Source organism: Citrobacter sp. Ce129 (assembly GCF_030334545.1).
Classification (GTDB): domain Bacteria; phylum Pseudomonadota; class Gammaproteobacteria; order Enterobacterales; family Enterobacteriaceae; genus Citrobacter; species Citrobacter europaeus.
The window spans coordinates 1-17,747 of sequence record NZ_JAOWDS010000055.1 but is presented as its reverse complement, the minus strand read 5'-3'; the positions used below and the strand labels follow the sequence as shown (position 1 = coordinate 17,747).

17 protein-coding genes are annotated in these 17,747 nt (G+C 53.3%); 14 read left to right on the top strand and 3 right to left on the bottom strand.

What is annotated here, in order from left to right; all coding sequences use genetic code 11:
* Nucleotides 1-8 precede the first annotated feature (8 nt).
* The 6 genes from ubiJ to tatD all read left to right on the top strand — a co-directional run bounded on the left by ubiJ (nt 9) and on the right by tatD (nt 4,754).
* Nucleotides 9-614 carry a ubiquinone biosynthesis protein UbiJ gene (ubiJ, locus tag OGV77_RS06365; RefSeq protein ID WP_047407569.1) on the top strand — a complete coding sequence of 202 codons (606 nt, stop codon included), beginning with the start codon at nt 9-11 and terminating at the stop codon, nt 612-614.
* Nucleotides 611-2,251, top strand: a complete 1,641-nt coding sequence (gene ubiB / locus OGV77_RS06360; RefSeq protein WP_043018999.1) for a ubiquinone biosynthesis regulatory protein kinase UbiB — start codon at nt 611-613, stop codon at nt 2,249-2,251. The genes ubiJ and ubiB overlap by 4 nt, the downstream gene beginning before the upstream one ends.
* A 78-nt stretch (nt 2,252-2,329) precedes the next feature.
* Nucleotides 2,330-2,584: a Sec-independent protein translocase subunit TatA gene (tatA, locus tag OGV77_RS06355; RefSeq protein WP_003017888.1), complete on the top strand. Its 255-nt coding sequence runs from the start codon at nt 2,330-2,332 to the stop codon at nt 2,582-2,584.
* A gap of 3 nt (nt 2,585-2,587) precedes the next feature.
* Nucleotides 2,588-3,136 (top strand): Sec-independent protein translocase protein TatB, encoded by a 549-nt coding sequence (gene tatB, locus OGV77_RS06350; protein ID WP_286502632.1) that lies wholly within the window; start codon nt 2,588-2,590, stop codon nt 3,134-3,136.
* Nucleotides 3,137-3,138: 2 nt separating this feature from the next.
* Nucleotides 3,139-3,930 carry a Sec-independent protein translocase subunit TatC gene (gene tatC, locus OGV77_RS06345; RefSeq protein WP_016155142.1) on the top strand — a complete coding sequence of 264 codons (792 nt, stop codon included), beginning with the start codon at nt 3,139-3,141 and terminating at the stop codon, nt 3,928-3,930.
* A gap of 41 nt (nt 3,931-3,971) precedes the next feature.
* A complete protein-coding gene (gene tatD, locus OGV77_RS06340) occupies nt 3,972-4,754 on the top strand; it encodes a 3'-5' ssDNA/RNA exonuclease TatD (protein WP_043019002.1) in 783 nt (260 codons plus the stop codon).
* Nucleotides 4,755-4,759: 5 nt separating this feature from the next.
* On the opposite strand, the gene rfaH is transcribed toward tatD, so the two are convergent.
* Nucleotides 4,760-5,248 (bottom strand): transcription/translation regulatory transformer protein RfaH, encoded by a 489-nt coding sequence (rfaH, locus tag OGV77_RS06335; protein WP_043019003.1) that lies wholly within the window; start codon nt 5,246-5,248, stop codon nt 4,760-4,762.
* Between the two features lie 204 nt (nt 5,249-5,452).
* On the opposite strand from rfaH, the gene ubiD reads away from it, so the two are divergent.
* From ubiD to OGV77_RS06315, 4 genes are all read left to right on the top strand, one after another.
* Nucleotides 5,453-6,946: a 4-hydroxy-3-polyprenylbenzoate decarboxylase gene (ubiD, locus tag OGV77_RS06330; RefSeq protein WP_003828905.1), complete on the top strand. Its 1,494-nt coding sequence runs from the start codon at nt 5,453-5,455 to the stop codon at nt 6,944-6,946.
* Nucleotides 6,947-6,986: 40 nt separating this feature from the next.
* Nucleotides 6,987-7,688: an NAD(P)H-flavin reductase gene (gene fre, locus OGV77_RS06325; RefSeq protein WP_003828903.1), complete on the top strand. Its 702-nt coding sequence runs from the start codon at nt 6,987-6,989 to the stop codon at nt 7,686-7,688.
* Nucleotides 7,689-7,917: 229 nt separating this feature from the next.
* A complete protein-coding gene (locus OGV77_RS06320) occupies nt 7,918-8,829 on the top strand; it encodes an ROK family protein (protein WP_087050434.1) in 912 nt (303 codons plus the stop codon).
* A 10-nt stretch (nt 8,830-8,839) separates the two neighbouring features.
* Nucleotides 8,840-9,820 (top strand): LacI family DNA-binding transcriptional regulator, encoded by a 981-nt coding sequence (locus OGV77_RS06315; RefSeq protein ID WP_286502631.1) that lies wholly within the window; start codon nt 8,840-8,842, stop codon nt 9,818-9,820.
* A gap of 283 nt (nt 9,821-10,103) precedes the next feature.
* Here OGV77_RS06315 and fadA read toward each other — a convergent pair whose 3' ends face one another.
* The gene (gene fadA / locus OGV77_RS06310; RefSeq protein ID WP_043019006.1) at nt 10,104-11,267 is read right to left on the bottom strand and encodes an acetyl-CoA C-acyltransferase FadA; all 1,164 of its coding nucleotides are present in this window, start codon (nt 11,265-11,267) and stop codon (nt 10,104-10,106) included.
* A 9-nt stretch (nt 11,268-11,276) separates the two neighbouring features.
* Complete coding sequence (gene fadB, locus OGV77_RS06305; protein WP_087050433.1) at nt 11,277-13,466, bottom strand: fatty acid oxidation complex subunit alpha FadB; 2,190 nt, start codon at nt 13,464-13,466, stop codon at nt 11,277-11,279.
* Nucleotides 13,467-13,654: 188 nt separating this feature from the next.
* On the opposite strand from fadB, the gene pepQ reads away from it, so the two are divergent.
* The 4 genes from pepQ to hemG are packed head-to-tail and all read left to right on the top strand — an operon-like array spanning nt 13,655 to nt 17,647.
* Complete coding sequence (gene pepQ / locus OGV77_RS06300) at nt 13,655-14,986, top strand: Xaa-Pro dipeptidase (RefSeq protein ID WP_043019008.1); 1,332 nt, start codon at nt 13,655-13,657, stop codon at nt 14,984-14,986.
* Nucleotides 14,986-15,600: an IMPACT family protein gene (locus tag OGV77_RS06295; RefSeq protein ID WP_042313949.1), complete on the top strand. Its 615-nt coding sequence runs from the start codon at nt 14,986-14,988 to the stop codon at nt 15,598-15,600. The genes pepQ and OGV77_RS06295 overlap by 1 nt, the downstream gene beginning before the upstream one ends.
* A 38-nt stretch (nt 15,601-15,638) precedes the next feature.
* Nucleotides 15,639-17,090 (top strand): Trk system potassium transporter TrkH, encoded by a 1,452-nt coding sequence (gene trkH / locus OGV77_RS06290; protein WP_047407543.1) that lies wholly within the window; start codon nt 15,639-15,641, stop codon nt 17,088-17,090.
* A gap of 11 nt (nt 17,091-17,101) precedes the next feature.
* Complete coding sequence (gene hemG / locus OGV77_RS06285; RefSeq protein WP_075145426.1) at nt 17,102-17,647, top strand: menaquinone-dependent protoporphyrinogen IX dehydrogenase; 546 nt, start codon at nt 17,102-17,104, stop codon at nt 17,645-17,647.
* Nucleotides 17,648-17,747 lie beyond the last annotated feature (100 nt).

Here is a 17,747-nt window from a genome sequence, read left to right as displayed (position 1 = left end):
GATTGGGGATGCCTTTAAAACCCTTAGTGACCGCCGGCGTTGAAAATTTGCTCAACAGCTTTCTGTACCGTTCTCCTGCGCTTAAGTCAGCCAGAACGCGCTTACAGGGCAAAGTTCTGCGTGTTGAGCTCAAAGGATTTTCAACACCGTTAGTGCTGGTGTTTAGTGAGCGCCAGGTCGATGTGCTGGGGGCATGGGAAGGCGAAGCCGATTGCACCGTAATCACACATGCCAGCGTGTTACCGAAATTACGCGACCGGCAGCAACTAACCACGCTTATCCGCAGCGGTGAGCTGGAAGTTCAGGGCGATATCCAGATCGTGCAGAATTTTGTCGCACTGGCCGATCTGGCGGAGTTTGATCCCGCAGAACTGTTAGCGCCCTATACCGGCGATATTGTCGCGGAAGGGGTTAGCAAAGTATTGCGTGGTGGAGCGAAGTTCCTGCGCCATAACATTCAGCGCCAGCAGCGCTATGTTGCCGAAGCGATCACCGAAGAGTGGCGTATGGCTCCGGGTCCGCTTGAGGTTGCATGGTTTGCAGAGGAAACGGCAGCCGTTGAGCGTGCGGTTGAATCCCTGGCTAAACGGCTGGAAAAACTGGAGGCCAAATGACGCCAGGTGAAGTACGGCGCCTTTATTTCATCATACGCACTTTTTTAAGCTACGGCCTTGATGAACTCATCCCCAAAATGCGTATCACGCTGCCGATCCGGTTGTGGCGCTACTCGCTGTTCTGGATGCCCAACCGACATAAAGACAAACCGCTGGGAGAAAGGCTGAGGCTCGCTTTGCAGGAACTCGGCCCGGTGTGGATCAAATTTGGGCAAATGCTCTCTACCCGTCGTGACCTTTTCCCTCCGCACATCGCCGATCAGCTAGCGCTATTGCAGGATCGGGTTGCCCCATTCGATGGGCAAAGAGCCAAAGAACAAATCGAAGAGGCGATGGGTGGGCTACCCGTTGAGGAATGGTTTGATGATTTTGAGATCACGCCGCTGGCATCTGCGTCTATTGCTCAGGTTCACACCGCGCGACTGAAATCGAATGGCAAAGAGGTGGTGATCAAAGTTATTCGCCCGGACATACTGCCGGTAATCAAAGCAGATTTGAAACTGATCTACCGCCTTGCTCGTTGGGTTCCTCGTCTGCTCCCAGATGGCCGCCGCCTGCGACCAACCGAAGTGGTCCGTGAATATGAAAAAACGTTGATTGATGAGCTGAATCTGCTGCGTGAGTCGGCGAACGCAATTCAACTGCGACGTAATTTTGAAGACAGCCCAATGCTGTACATCCCGGAAGTGTACTCCGACTATTGCAGTCAGAATATGATGGTGATGGAGCGCATTTACGGTATTCCCGTTTCAGATGTCACCACGCTTGAGAAGAATGGCACCAATATGAAGCTGCTGGCTGAACGTGGTGTTCAGGTCTTCTTTACTCAGGTATTCCGCGATAGCTTTTTCCATGCGGACATGCACCCTGGGAACATTTTCGTGAGTTATGAGCACCCTGAAAACCCGAAATACATTGGTATTGATTGTGGGATTGTGGGGTCTTTAAACAAAGAAGATAAGCGTTACCTGGCTGAAAACTTCATCGCGTTCTTTAACCGCGACTACCGCAAAGTTGCTGAACTGCACGTTGATTCTGGCTGGGTTCCGCCGGATACCAACGTAGAAGAGTTTGAATTCGCCATTCGTACCGTGTGCGAACCGATTTTTGAAAAACCGCTGGCGGAGATTTCCTTTGGTCATGTGCTGTTGAATCTGTTCAACACTGCGCGCCGATTCAACATGGAAGTTCAGCCTCAACTGGTCTTACTACAGAAGACGTTGCTGTACGTTGAAGGCGTCGGACGACAGCTCTACCCGCAGTTAGATTTATGGAAAACGGCCAAGCCTTTCCTCGAGTCCTGGATCAAAGATCAGGTCGGTATTCCGGCGCTTGTCAGAGCATTTAAAGAAAAAGCACCGTTCTGGGTCGAAAAAATGCCAGAAATACCTGAACTGGTGTATGACAGTTTGCGCCAGGGCAAATATTTACAGCACAGTGTTGATAAGATTGCCCGCGAGCTTCACGCGAATCATGTACGCCAGGGACAATCCCGTTATTTATTGGGCATTGGCGCAACATTGTTGCTAAGTGGAACATTCCTGCTGGTAAGCCGTCCTGAGTGGGGGCTTATGCCGGGTTGGTTAATGGCAGGCGGCGTCTTAGCCTGGTTGATCGGCTGGCGCAAAATGCGCTGAATTTTTCATCGCCCAAGGCAGGTCGTGTAACGTATACTACGGCCTTATTAATTCATCATCTATGACAGAGGAACATGTATGGGTGGTATCAGTATTTGGCAGTTGTTGATCATTGCCGTCATCGTTGTACTGCTATTTGGCACCAAGAAACTCGGCTCCATCGGTTCCGATCTTGGCGCGTCGATTAAAGGCTTTAAAAAAGCGATGGGTGATGATGAGCCTAAGCAAGATAAAACCAGCCAGGACGCTGATTTTACTGCTAAATCCATCACCGATAAGCAGGGCGAAGTGAAAAAGGAAGACGCCAAAAGCCAAGATAAAGAGCAGGTATAATCCGTGTTTGATATCGGTTTTAGCGAACTGTTATTGGTGTTCGTTATCGGCCTCATCGTCCTGGGGCCGCAACGATTACCCGTAGCGGTAAAAACGGTTGCTGGCTGGGTTCGTGCTTTGCGTTCCCTGGCGACTACTGTTCAGAATGAACTGACCCAGGAGCTTAAGCTTCAGGAGTTTCAGGACAGCCTGAAGAAAGTAGAGAAAGCGAGCCTGACAAATCTGACCCCGGAGCTGAAAGCCTCAATGGATGAGCTGCGTGAAGCGGCAGAGTCGATGAAGCGTTCTTACAGCGTGCACGATCCTGAGAAAGCGAGCGATGAAGCGCACACTATCCATAACCCGGTAGTGAAAGATGCGGAAGCGCAGCGAGAAGGGGTTACCCCTGCCGCCGCAGAAAACCAGGCCAGTTCGCCGGAGCAAAAACCGGAATCCACGGGTGCTAAAACGCCAGAGCCAACGGAAAACACTTCCGCAACGTTAATGGATGCAGATAAGAAAGCTGCCGCACCTGTTGTCGAATCCTCCCCCTCGTCGAGTGATAAACCGTAAACATGGCTGTAGAAGATACCCAACCGCTCATTACGCATCTTATTGAACTGCGTAAGCGACTCCTGAACTGCATCATTGCGGTAATCGTGATCTTTCTGGCGTTGGTTTACTTTGCCAACGACATTTACCATATGGTTGCGGCGCCGCTGATTAAACAGATGCCGCAGGGTGCAACGATGATCGCCACCGATGTGGCCTCGCCGTTCTTTACCCCGATAAAGTTGACCTTCATGGTGTCGCTGATCCTGTCAGCGCCAGTGATCCTCTACCAGGTGTGGGCATTTATTGCGCCTGCTTTGTATAAACATGAACGTCGACTGGTTGTGCCGCTGCTGGTTTCCAGTTCGTTGTTGTTCTACATCGGCATGGCATTCGCCTATTTTGTCGTCTTTCCGTTGGCGTTTGGTTTTCTGGCCAACACGGCTCCGCAAGGCGTGCAGGTATCGACGGACATTGCCAGCTATCTCAGTTTTGTAATGGCGCTGTTTATGGCTTTCGGTGTCTCTTTTGAGGTTCCGGTCGCCATCGTGCTGCTATGCTGGATGGGCATTACGACGCCTGATGATTTACGCAAGAAACGCCCTTACGTTGTGGTGGGCGCATTTGTCGTCGGGATGCTACTGACCCCGCCAGATGTCTTCTCGCAAACGCTGTTGGCGATACCGATGTACTGCCTGTTCGAGGTGGGGGTTTTCTTCTCTCGTTTCTATGTCGGTAAGCGACGTACGCGAGATGAGGACAACGAGGCTGAAGAAGCAAAAGAAGCCGAAGCCACCGAGAAAACTGAAGAATAAACTCAACCGCCCGTCAGGGCGGTTGTCATATGGGAGGAAGCATGTTTGATATTGGCGTTAATTTAACCAGTTCACAATTTGCAAAAGACCGGGATGAGGTCGTGGCGCGGGCCTTTGCTGCGGGCGTAAACGGTATGCTTCTGACCGGAACAAACCTGCACGAAAGTCAGCAGGCTTTAAAGCTGGCGCAGCATTATCCACATTGCTGGTCTACGGCTGGCGTGCACCCGCATGACAGCAGCCAATGGCAATCCTCAACGGAAGACGAGATTATCGCGCTGGCAAACCAGTCGAAGGTGGTTGCAATTGGTGAGTGCGGCCTGGATTTCAATCGAAATTTCTCCACGCCGCAGGAGCAAGAACGTGCTTTTGAGGCGCAGCTGCGCATTGCTGCTGAACTGCAGATGCCGATTTTCATGCATTGTCGGGACGCCCATGAGCGTTTTCTGACGTTGCTGGAACCGTGGCTGGACAGCCTGCCCGGCGCGGTGCTGCACTGTTTCACCGGCTCGCGCCAGGAGATGCAGGACTGCGTGGACCGAGGGCTTTATATTGGTATCACCGGGTGGGTCTGTGATGAGCGCCGGGGAATGGAACTGCGTGAGCTGCTGCCGTTTATTCCGGTAGAACGACTGCTGGTAGAAACCGATGCGCCTTATCTACTCCCTCGCGACTTAACGCCTAAGCCGACGTCACGACGCAATGAACCGGCGCACCTGCCGCATATTCTTGAGCGTATTGCCCACTGGCGCGGGGAAGATCCTCAATGGCTGTCAGCCACCATTGATGCCAACGTCAGAACGCTGTTCGAAGTGACCTTCTAACCGCCTTATATTTTTCGAAAACCGGTGTTTTTCACGCTCTGCTTAATCTCTTTATTCAACAGGTTAAGCAGTAGCATGGAACGCGCTTCGCCATCCGGTTCGGTGAAGATCGCTTTTAGCCCTTCAAACGCCCCTTCAGTGATAATCACACTGTCCCCAGGCTGCGGCGTTTGCGGATCCACAATACCTTCAGGCTTGTAGATAGAAAGCTGGTGAATAACGGGAGAAGGGACAGTCGCAGGCGTCGCGCCAAAACGGACGAAATGGCTGACACCACGCGTGGCGTTGATGGTGGTGGTGTGGATCACTTCCGGGTCGAACTCGACAAACATGTAATTAGGGAATAGTGGTTCACTGACTGTGGTACGTTTACCGCGCACTATTTTTTCCAGGGTGATCATAGGCGTCAGGCAGTTCACCGCCTGCCTTTCCAGGTGTTCCTGGGCTCGCTGAAGTTGCCCACGTTTGCAGTACAGTAAATACCAGGATTGCATAATAACTCTTATCCGCTTGTTCTGAGCGCCAGCATAGCAAAAGCCATGAGTTAAGTTAATTATACCCGCCTCAAAGCAGGCTGAAACCCAATGGGTATATACTCCCGGGGCTTATATGTATCGCCAGAGTTCACGCTAATTTAACAAAAATACAGCATCGCAATGATGAACGCCGTATAATGAAGCGCTTACGAAGAGGCCATAATGGACGCCATGAAATATCACGATTTACGCGACTTCCTGACGCTGCTTGAACAGCAGGGCGAGCTCAAACGCATTTCGCTTGAGGTGGATCCCCACCTGGAAATTACTGAAATTGCCGATCGCACTCTGCGTGCCGGTGGGCCTGCGTTATTGTTTGAGAATCCTAAAGGTTATTCAATGCCGGTGCTGTGTAACCTGTTTGGCACACCAAAGCGTGTTGCGATGGGGATGGGGCAAGAAGATGTCTCGGCGCTACGGGAAGTCGGTAAACTGTTGGCGTTTTTGAAAGAGCCAGAGCCGCCGAAAGGATTCCGCGATCTGTTTGATAAGCTGCCGCAGTTTAAGCAGGTGTTGAACATGCCGACTAAGCGGTTACGCGGTGCGCCTTGTCAGCAAAAAATCTACTCAGGCGATGACGTCGATTTAAACCGAATTCCGATTATGACCTGTTGGCCGGAAGATGCCGCGCCACTGATTACCTGGGGGCTAACCGTAACGCGTGGCCCGCATAAAGAGCGGCAGAATCTGGGCATCTATCGCCAGCAGCTGATCGGTAAAAACAAGCTTATTATGCGCTGGTTGTCCCATCGCGGCGGCGCGCTTGATTATCAGGAGTGGTGCGCGGCGCATCCGGGTGAACGCTTCCCGGTTTCTGTGGCCTTGGGAGCAGACCCGGCAACAATTCTGGGCGCTGTTACACCTGTCCCGGATACGTTATCTGAATACGCATTTGCCGGACTGTTGCGCGGCACCAAGACCGAAGTGGTCAAATGTATTTCCAACGATCTGGAAGTGCCTGCCAGCGCTGAAATCGTGCTGGAAGGGTATATCGAACCGGGTGAGTTGGCCCCGGAAGGGCCGTATGGCGATCATACCGGCTACTACAACGAAGTAGATAGCTTCCCGGTCTTTACCGTCACGCACATTACCCAGCGCGAAGATGCGATTTATCACTCTACCTATACCGGACGTCCGCCAGATGAGCCCGCGGTACTCGGCGTGGCGCTGAACGAAGTTTTCGTTCCTATTCTGCAAAAGCAGTTCCCGGAGATTGTCGATTTTTACCTGCCTCCGGAAGGCTGTTCATATCGTCTGGCCGTAGTGACGATGAAAAAACAGTACGCTGGTCATGCCAAACGCGTCATGATGGGTGTCTGGTCGTTTTTGCGCCAGTTTATGTACACCAAATTTGTTATTGTTTGCGATGATGACGTCAACGCACGCGACTGGAATGATGTGATTTGGGCAATTACTACCCGTATGGACCCTGCCCGGGATACGGTACTGGTAGAGAATACCCCAATTGATTACCTGGACTTTGCCTCGCCGGTTTCCGGTCTTGGTTCAAAAATGGGGCTGGATGCCACTAATAAATGGCCGGGCGAAACCCAACGCGAATGGGGACGTCCGATTAAAAAAGATCCTGAAGTAACTGCGCGTATTGACGCAATTTGGGATGAACTGGCCATCTTTAATGACGGCAAAAGCGCCTGAGGCGCGATCGTTTTGCCTATTGATCCGACAGAGAGAGCGCATGACAACCTTAAGCTGTAAAGTGACCTCGGTAGAAGCTATCACTGACACCGTATATCGCGTTCGTTTAGTGCCAGACGCGGCGTTTTCCTTTCGTGCCGGCCAGTATCTAATGGTCGTGATGGACGAAAGGGATAAGCGTCCGTTCTCCATGGCATCAACGCCGGACGAGCAAGGATTCATTGAGCTGCACGTTGGCGCCTCTGAGCTAAATCTTTATGCCATGGCCGTGATGGATCGCATTCTGAAAGACCGGGAAATCAAGGTCGACATTCCGCATGGCGAGGCCTGGCTGCGCGATGAAGACGAGCGCCCGCTGATCCTGATTGCCGGTGGTACAGGGTTCTCTTACGTGCGTTCTATTCTGCTTACTGCACTGGCGCGCAATCCAAACCGCGATATCACCATTTACTGGGGCGGGCGCGAAGAGAAGCATCTCTACGATCTCTCAGAGCTGGAAGCGCTGTCAGTGAACCACCCGAATCTGCGCGTTGAGCCAGTGGTGGAACAGCCTGAAGACGGTTGGCGTGGTCGTACGGGAACCGTGTTAACGGCAGTACTGCAGGATTACGGTACCCTGGCGGAGCATGATATCTACATCGCCGGTCGCTTCGAAATGGCCAAAATCGCGCGCGATCTGTTCTGTAATGAACGCAGTGCGCGTGAAGATCGCCTGTTTGGCGACGCTTTCGCGTTCATTTAAGCGCTGTGCGCCGGAGCCCTTCCGGCGCATCCATTACCCACCTTACTTCCTCTGGCAGGGTGCAAGCCCGGTTTCGTTGTTTCTCTTTTTCAGCACATTTTTAGTAAACACGTTTTTTTCTGTCTATTAATCATAAAACTGAGGTTTTGTGACAGGCCTCTTTTTGTTTAGTAAACAAAATTGGCAAACTAGACAGCATCACATTGCGAGACGCAAACGAGGAAAATCCATGAGGCTCGGACTGGATATCGGCGGGACTAAAATTGAAGCGGTGGTGATTGATAACGCGGGTGAAATTGTTTACCGCGAGCGATGCGCGACACCGAAGCAGAGTTACGGCGATTTTTTCCAGGCCGTGACGGAGATGATTGCTAAGGCAAGGCTGGCCGTTAATCAGCCTTTATCGGTTGGCGTTGGGGTGCCTGGCGCGGTGGATAGCGAAGGTTTGATTAAGAATTCGAACATCCTGGTGCTGAATCAGCAGGCCTTTGCGCAAGACCTTGAGCGAGCATCAGGAATGCCAGTGCCGGTTACCAATGATGCCAACTGCTTTACCCTGTCAGAAGTGATGGACGGCAGTGGGCGTGGGCATAGCGTGGTATTTGGCGTGATCCTTGGTACCGGATGCGGCGGTGGAGTATGCATCGATAACCGATTGATCTCCGGCCCTAACGCCTGTGCGGGTGAGTGGGGGCATAATGCATTACCGCGCTACCACGAATCTCAGGACGGGGCTGGAGTGACTTGCTATTGCGGACAGTTGAACTGTATTGAGAGCTTTATTTCAGGCAGCGGGCTGGAACGCCAGTATTTGAATTACACCGCGCAACATGCGGGTGTGCCACAAATTATGCAACGGGTAGAATCGGGCGATGCAGATGCCTGTTTGTTATGGGAACGCTATTGCGATCAACTGGCGCGCGCGTTGGCAAGCATTGTGAATACGCTCGATCCCGATGTTATCGTGCTGGGAGGTGGGGTATCTAATATTGATACACTGTATTCAGGCTTGCAGGCACGAGTGGCGCAGTACGTATTTGGTAAGCAGTGCCGCACACCGATCGTTCGGGCCCGCCACGGCGACAGCAGCGGCGTACGCGGCGCGGCCTGGCTGGGAGCACAACAAGCCAGCATAAATTAATGAGAGCGAAATGACGAAACCTGTACGCATCAGAGATATTGCCGAAGCGTGTGGTGTCTCGGTTGGCGCTGTTTCCCGCGCCCTGAAAGGGCAGCCGGGGCTGCGTGAAGACACCCGGCTGCGCATTATTTCAGTGGCGCAGCAGCAGGGTTATGATTTTTCTCGCCTGCGTGCAGACAAAATCAAACGTGTCCTGTTTTTACTGCATCGCCAGCACAATATCAGCCGGGCTTTGCCGTTTTACTCTCAGCTGCTGCTGGGCATAGAAGATCGTTGTCGCGAACACGGGATTGCGCTGAGTTTTCTCTCAATCGGCCCTGGTGATGCAGTGAGTGAGCAGGTGATGCTGCATCAGCCTGATGCGCTGATCTGCGCGGGATTTTTTGAGCCTGAATTGCTTGGGCTGCTGCAACAGATGAAATTGCCGTTGGTACTGGTGGATCTCTGGGCGTCGGGCTTACCTTGCGTGAATCCGGACAACACTCAAGGCGGTTATCTGGCCACGCAACATTTGATTGCGCAAGGGCGCAGCCGCATTGCTTTTCTCGCCAGCACGCTCGCGCACTACAGCATCCGTCAGCGCGAGAAGGGTTACCGTCAGGCATTGTATGAGGCCCGTTTGCTAATGCCGCCAGAGTACGACGCCGTTGCACCGCCGTTGCTGGATACCGAGCAATCTCTGGTGGAGGCGGTGAAGGAGTTGCTCAGTCTGCCGGAGCCGCCTGATGCCATTTTTGCCTATAACGATGCGGCAGCGCTGGTTGTTCAGCGGGTGTGTGCACAGCGGGGTATACGTATTCCGGAAGATCTCGCGCTGGTGGGGTTTGATGATATCGATGCTGCGGCCTGGTCGCACCCGCCACTGACCACCATTGCGGTTGATAAAAAGCAGTTGGGGCGTGAAGCGCTGCGTTTACTGCTGGAAGAGAAGCAGGAAGAGAATCTGCTATTGCCGGTGCAGTTAGTGGTGCGCGGTAGTTCAGAGAAATAAAAAACCCGCCCCTGACAGGCGGGAAAAACGGCAACTAAACTTTCTCTCTTCGCCATTGGCACCATAACTGTGTTGGCTGCGCTCATTCACCCGAATCACTTACTACACGTAAGCTCATCGGGATGAATGAGGGACATCCGTGTCCCTCACTGAAAGCAGCCTTCGGCTGTTCAAATTCGTTCCTGACGAATTTGTCATTCACTTGCCGCCTTGTTCTGGCACCAATGGCTTTGAGATAACATTTCGTAGGCCGGGCAAGCGAAGCGCCCCCGGCATGCTTTGATTAAACTCGCTCAAATACCGTCGCGATGCCCTGGCCTAACCCGATACACATCGTCGCGAGGCCAAACTGTACGTCTTTGCGTTCCATCAGGTTGAGCAGGGTGGTGCTGATACGCGCCCCGGAACAGCCCAGTGGATGACCCAAAGCGATCGCCCCGCCGTTGAGGTTGATCTTCTCGTCGATCTGCTCCATCAGCCCCAGATCTTTAATGCACGGCAGGATCTGAGCGGCAAAGGCTTCGTTCATCTCAAACAAACCGATGTCGCTGGTGGAGAGTCCCGCTTTTTTCAGCGCCAGTTTTGAGGCCGGAACCGGACCGTAACCCATGATTGACGGGTCGCAACCCACAACAGCCATCGAACGAATACGGGCACGCGGCGTCAGACCCAGCTCACGGGCGCGGCTTTCGCTCATGACCAGCATCGCGGCAGCACCATCGGAAAGCGCGGAGGAGGTACCGGCAGTGACCGTTCCGCTAACTGGATCGAACGCTGGGCGCAGGGTGGAGAGCGCTTCAACGGTTGTCTCCGGGCGGATAACCTCATCGTAGTTAAACTGTTTCAGCACGCCGTCGGCATCATGACCGCCGGTCGGGATGATTTCGTTTTTAAACGCGCCAGACTGCGTTGCTGCCCAGGCACGGGCGTGTGAACGCGCGGCGAAGGCGTCCTGCATTTCACGGCTGATGCCGTGCATACGAGAGAGCATTTCCGCGGTCAGACCCATCATTCCCGCGGCTTTTGCCACGTTGCGGCTCATGCCCGGGTGGAAATCAACGCCGTGACTCATCGGCACATGACCCATATGCTCCACGCCGCCAATCAGGCACGCCTGAGCATCGCCGGTCATGATCATGCGTGCCGCATCGTGTAGCGCCTGCATGGACGAACCGCACAGACGGTTGACCGTGACGGCCGGAACGGAATGTGGAACTTCCGCCAGCAGCGCGGCGTTACGGGCGATGTTGAAACCCTGCTCCAGCGTTTGCTGCACACAGCCCCAGTAAATATCATCAAGCGCGGCTGGCTCCAGCGCCGGATTACGCGCCAGCAGGCTACGCATTAAATGTGCGGAGAGATCTTCTGCCCGCACGTGACGAAACGCCCCCCCTTTCGAACGGCCCATCGGGGTACGGATCGCATCAACAATTACAACCTGTTCCATTGTGACTCCTTAAGCCGTTTTCAGGCTGCCAACCGGGCGGGCAGGCTCAACCTGGGGATAATACGGTTCGTTATGGCGCGCTTTGTCACGCAGACCGGCCGGAACTTCATACAGCGGGCCAAGGTGCTGATACTGCTGAGCCATATCGAGATACTTCGCGCTGCCAAGCGTATCCAGCCAGCGGAACGTGCCGCCGTGGAACGGAGGGAAGCCCAGGCCATACACCAGCGCCATATCGGCTTCTGCCGGGCTGGCGATAATGCCTTCTTCCAGACAACGCACCACTTCGTTGACCATTGGGATCATCATGCGGGCGATAATCTCTTCATCGCTGAAGTCGTGTTTCGGCTGGCTGACCTCAGCCAGAAGACCGTCAACGGTGGTATCTTCTTCTTTCTTCGGCTTGCCCTTGTTGTCTTCTTTATAACGCCAGAATCCGAGGCCGTTTTTCTGCCCGAAACGGTTAGCATCAAACAGTGCATCTATCGCATCGCGATAATCTTTCTGCATACGCTGAGGGAAGCCTGCGGACATCACAGCCTGTGCGTGATGCGCGGTATCAATACCCACCACGTCCAGCAGATAAGCCGGACCCATCGGCCAGCCAAACTGTTTTTCCATTACTTTGTCGACTTTGCGGAAATCCGCCCCGTCGCGCAGCAACTGGCTGAAACCGGCAAAATAGGGGAACAGCACGCGGTTGACGAAGAAACCGGGGCAGTCATTAACCACAATCGGCGTTTTGCCCATCTGGCTTGCCCAGGCGACTACCTTAGCGATGGTTTCATCCGAGCTTTTCTCGCCGCGAATGATCTCAACCAGCGGCATACGGTGCACCGGGTTAAAGAAATGCATCCCACAGAAGTTTTCCGGGCGCTTAAGCGCGCTGGCCAGCTCGTTGATGGGGATGGTGGAGGTATTCGACGCCAGTACGGTGTCCGGGCGAACCTGATCTTCGGTTTCCGCCAGTACCGCTTTTTTCACTTTCGGGTTTTCCACAACCGCTTCAACCACCACGTCCACACGCTCAAAACCGCTGTAGTCGAGGGTTGGATGGATAGTGGAAATCACGCCCGCCATTTTCAGACCGTCAATTTTGCCGCGCTCGAGCTGTTTGTTCAGCAACTTGGCCGCTTCGGTCATGCCCAGCGTTAATGATTTGTCGTTGATGTCTTTCATGACAACCGGCACGCCTTTCCAGGCCGACTGGTACGCGATGCCGCCGCCCATAATGCCTGCGCCCAGCACCGCCGCTTGCTTTGGTGCCTCAATATTTTTGGTGAGCTTTTTGGCTTTGGCTTTCACGAACTGATCGTTAAGGAAAATCCCAACCAGGGCGCGGGCTTCACTGGTGTGCGCCAGTGGAACAAAGCTTTTATTTTCCAGATTTAGCGCTTCTTCACGACCAAAACGGGCCGCTGCTTCAATGGTTTTTACCGCGGTAATCGGTGCGGGATAATGCTTACCTGCCGTCTGCGCCACCATGCCTTTAGCGATGGTAAAGCTCATAGCCGCTTCAATTTTGCTGAGTTTCAACGGCTCCAGCTTCGGCTGACGTTTGGCTTTCCAGTCGAGGTCACCGTTAATCGCCTGACGTAATACCGCGATCGCGCCATCAAGCAGTTTGTCTTGTTTCACTACGCCATCGACCAGGCCGATTTTTAGCGCCTGCTCAGCACCAACATCTTTACCTGCCGCAATAATTTCCAGCGCGCTGTCCGCACCCAGCATACGTGGCATACGCACGGAACCGCCAAAGCCCGGCATAATGCCCAGCTTGGTTTCCGGCAGGCCAATGCGCAGGTCCGGCGTTGCCAGACGATAATCGGTTGCCAGAACACATTCGCAGCCGCCACCCAGCGCGTAGCCGTTTACCGCTGAGAGGGTCGGAACAGGCAGATCTTCGAGGCGATTAAAGACGCTGTTGGCAAAATGCAGCCACTGGCTCAGTTGTTCTTCAGGCACGAGGAACAGTGAAAGGAATTCGGTGATATCGGCACCAACAATAAAGGCTGCTTTATTAGAACGCAGCAGCAGCCCTTTTAAATTCGGTTGTTTTTCCAGCACATCAAGCGCATGGCCCAGGCTGGCAACGGTGGCCGTGTCGAGTTTATTGACCGAGCCAGGGGCATCGAACACCAGTTCGGCGATGCCATCTTCCAGCCAGTCGAGGTACAGGGTGTCGCCTTTGTAAAGCATGTCAGTCTCCTGAATCCGCAAGGTGATCTGGTCATACCAGATGAATCGAAGTGTGTGTTTTATGTTAAAAAAATGCAAATGAATGATTAAAGAAATGACGATTCGATCACGCTCGGCAGAAATCACGCACTCACAAAGCGATGTGCTAAGATGCGGAGACTTGAGGTCAAAAAACAGAAGGATAGAAAATGGAATCACTGGCCGCACTCTATAAAAATCATATCGTTACCTTACAAGAACGGACGCGCGACGCGCTGGAACGCTTTAAGCTGGATGCGTTACTTATTCACTCAGGCGAACTTGTTAACGTCTTTCTCGACGATCATCCGTACCCGTTTAAGGTCAATCCGCAATTCAAAGCCTGGGTGCCTGTAACGCAGGTTCCTAACTGCTGGTTGCTGGTGGATGGCGTGAACAAGCCGAAACTGTGGTTCTACCTGCCGGTCGATTACTGGCACAACGTTGAGCCGCTGCCGACCTCCTTCTGGACGGAAGAAATTGAGATCATCGCGCTGCCAAAAGCGGATGGTATCGGTAGCCAACTGCCTGCTGCTCGCGGCAATATCGGTTACATCGGCCCGGTTCCGGAGCGTGCGCTGCAACTGGACATCGCGGCCAGCAACATCAACCCGAAAGGGGTGATCGACTACCTGCATTATTACCGCGCCTATAAAACGGATTACGAGCTGGCCTGTATGCGCGAAGCGCAGAAAATGGCGGTGAATGGACACCGGGCCGCGGAAGAAGCGTTTCGTTCCGGGATGAGCGAGTTTGACATCAACCTCGCTTACCTGACTGCGACTGGTCACCGCGATACCGACGTACCGTACAGCAACATCGTGGCGCTTAACGAGCATGCCTCGGTACTTCATTACACCAGGCTGGATCATCAGGCTCCGTCTGAAATCCGCAGCTTCCTGCTGGATGCCGGTGCGGAATACAACGGCTATGCGGCAGACCTGACGCGTACCTGGTCGGCGAAAAGCGACAACGACTATGCGCATCTGGTGAAAGACGTTAACGACGAAGAGCTGGCGCTGATTGCTACCATGAAAGCAGGCACCAGCTACGTGGATTATCACATTCAGTTTCATCAGCGCATCGCGAAGCTGCTGCGTAAGCATCAAATCATCACCGATATGAGTGAAGAGGCGATGGTGGAAAACGATCTTACCGGGCCGTTTATGCCGCATGGTATCGGGCACCCGCTGGGCCTGCAGGTACACGATGTCGCTGGTTTTATGCAGGACGACAGCGGCACTCATCTGGCCGCGCCGTCGAAGTATCCTTACCTGCGCTGCACCCGTGTTCTGCAACCGGGCATGGTTCTGACCATCGAACCGGGTATCTACTTTATTGAATCGCTGCTGGCACCGTGGCGTGAAGGGCAATTCAGCAAACACTTCAACTGGCAGAAAATTGAAGCCCTGAAACCGTTCGGCGGTATTCGTATTGAAGACAACGTGGTGGTCCACGAGAACAATATCGAAAACATGACGCGGGATTTAAAACTGGCGTAATGGACAGTTGGTTAATCCCTGCGGCGCCGGTTAGCGTCGTTGAAGAGATCAAAAAAAGCCGCTTCATTACGTTGCTCGCCCATACGGACGGCGTAGAAGCGGCAAAAGCGTTTGTTGAGTCAGTCAAAGCGGAACACCCTGACGCCCGCCACCATTGTGTGGCGTGGGTGGCGGGTGCGCCCAACGACTCGCAGCAGTTGGGGTTTTCAGACGATGGCGAACCGGCGGGTACGGCAGGCAAACCGATGCTCGCGCAGCTGATGGGGAGCGGCGTCGGCGAGATTACCGCGGTGGTGGTGCGCTACTACGGCGGTATCCTTCTCGGTACGGGTGGTCTGGTAAAAGCCTACGGTGGCGGTGTGAATCAGGCGCTGCGCCAGTTAACGACACAGCGCAAGACGCCATTAACCGAATATACTTTGCAGTGTGAGTACGGTCAGCTGGCAGGCATTGAAGCTTTGCTGGGGCAGTTTGACGGTAAAGTCGTTGCCAGTGATTACCAGGCTTTTGTTCGGCTCAGAGTGGCGCTTCCTTATGCCAAAGTGGATGAATTTTCGGCAAAACTGGCGGATTTTAGTCGTGGTTCATTGCAATTGTTAGCGATTGAAGAATAATCCCCACCTCATTTTAAAGAACTAAGGAAGCGGCAGAGATGCATTTTCGCGCCATCACCCGAATCGTTGGACTACTGGTCATCTTATTCTCGGGGACAATGATCATCCCCGGACTGGTAGCGCTCATCTACCGTGATGGGGCAGGGCGTGCATTTACCCAAACTTTCTTTGTTGCTCTGGCTATCGGCTCTATGCTGTGGTGGCCAAACCGTAAAGAGAAGGGCGAGCTGAAGTCGCGCGAAGGGTTTCTGATAGTCGTCTTGTTCTGGACCGTGCTGGGCAGCGTGGGTGCGCTACCGTTCATTTTTGCGGAAAGTCCTAACCTCACGATAACCGACGCTTTTTTTGAATCCTTTTCCGGTTTAACCACCACGGGTGCGACGACGCTGGTGGGGCTTGATTCATTGCCACACGCGATTCTCTTTTATCGCCAGATGCTGCAATGGTTCGGCGGGATGGGGATCATCGTGCTGGCGGTGGCTATCCTGCCTATTCTTGGCGTGGGTGGTATGCAGCTCTATCGGGCAGAAATGCCCGGGCCGCTGAAAGATAATAAGATGCGCCCGCGTATTGCCGAAACGGCGAAAACACTGTGGCTTATCTATGTATTACTGACAGTGGCGTGCGCGCTGGCGCTATGGTTTGCCGGGATGCCCGCGTTTGACGCCATTGGTCATAGCTTTGCCACAATTGCCATCGGCGGCTTTTCCACACACGATGCCAGCGTGGGGTATTTCGACAGTCCCACGATTAACACCATTATTGCTATCTTCTTGCTGATCTCCGGTTGTAACTATGGCCTGCACTTCTCTTTATTAAGTGGGCGTAGTCTGAAGGTCTACTGGCGCGATCCGGAATTCCGCATGTTCATTGGTGTGCAGTTGACGCTGGTAGTTATCTGTACGCTGGTGTTGTGGATACATAATACCTATGGATCGGCGCTCACGACGATCAACCAGGCCTTTTTCCAGGTGGTGTCGATGGCGACGACCGCCGGATTTACCACGGACAGTATTGCCCGCTGGCCGCTGTTCCTGCCGGTGCTGTTACTGTGTTCTGCTTTTATCGGCGGCTGTGCCGGGTCGACGGGCGGTGGCTTGAAGGTGATTCGTATCCTGCTGCTGTTTAAGCAGGGTAACCGTGAATTGAAACGACTGGTCCACCCGAATGCGGTTTACAGTATCAAACTGGGTAACCGTGCGTTACCGGAGCGAATCCTTGAAGCTGTGTGGGGATTCTTCTCTGCCTATGCGCTGGTCTTTATTATCAGTATGCTGGCGATTATTGCGACCGGTGTTGATGACTTCTCCGCGTTTGCCTCCGTTGTGGCGACGCTGAATAACCTGGGGCCAGGGCTGGGTGTTGTCGCTGACAACTTTGCCAGTATGAACCCCGTGGCGAAGTGGATCCTGATTGCCAATATGCTGTTTGGTCGTCTGGAGGTCTTTACTCTGCTGGTACTCTTTACCCCTACCTTCTGGCGTGAATAATGGAGTAACACGTGAAAACACTGATTCTTTTTTCTTCCCGGGACGGACAAACCCGTGAAATCGCCGAGTATCTGGCTTCTGAGCTCAAAGAGCTGGGTGTTTGGGCGGATGTCGTAAATTTGCATCGTACCGCGGAGCCTGACTGGCAAAATTATGACAGCGTGGTGATTGGCGCTTCGATTCGCTATGGGCATTACCATGCTGCTTTTCAGGAGTTTGTGAAAAAGCATGCCACGCGGCTGAACGCGATGCCGAGTGCGTTCTACTCCGTAAACCTTGTTGCCCGTAAACCGGAAAAACGTACGCCGCAAACCAACAGCTATGCGCGTAAGTTCCTGATGAGTTCGCCGTGGCGACCAGATCGCAGTGCGGTTATTGCCGGCGCTTTGCTGTATCCCCGCTATCGCTGGTATGACCGCGTTATGATCCAACTGATAATGAAGATGTCTGGCGGTGAAACGGATACGAATAAAGAAGTGGTGTATACCGATTGGGAACAGGTCGCAGGTTTTGCGCGAGAAATCGTCCAATTAACCAACAAAACGTTGTCAAAATAAGCGTAAAGAATAAAAAATACGCACTCGGAAGATTATTTTAAATTTCCCCTTGTCAGCCTGAAATAACTCCCTATAATGCGCCTCCACTGACACGGAACAA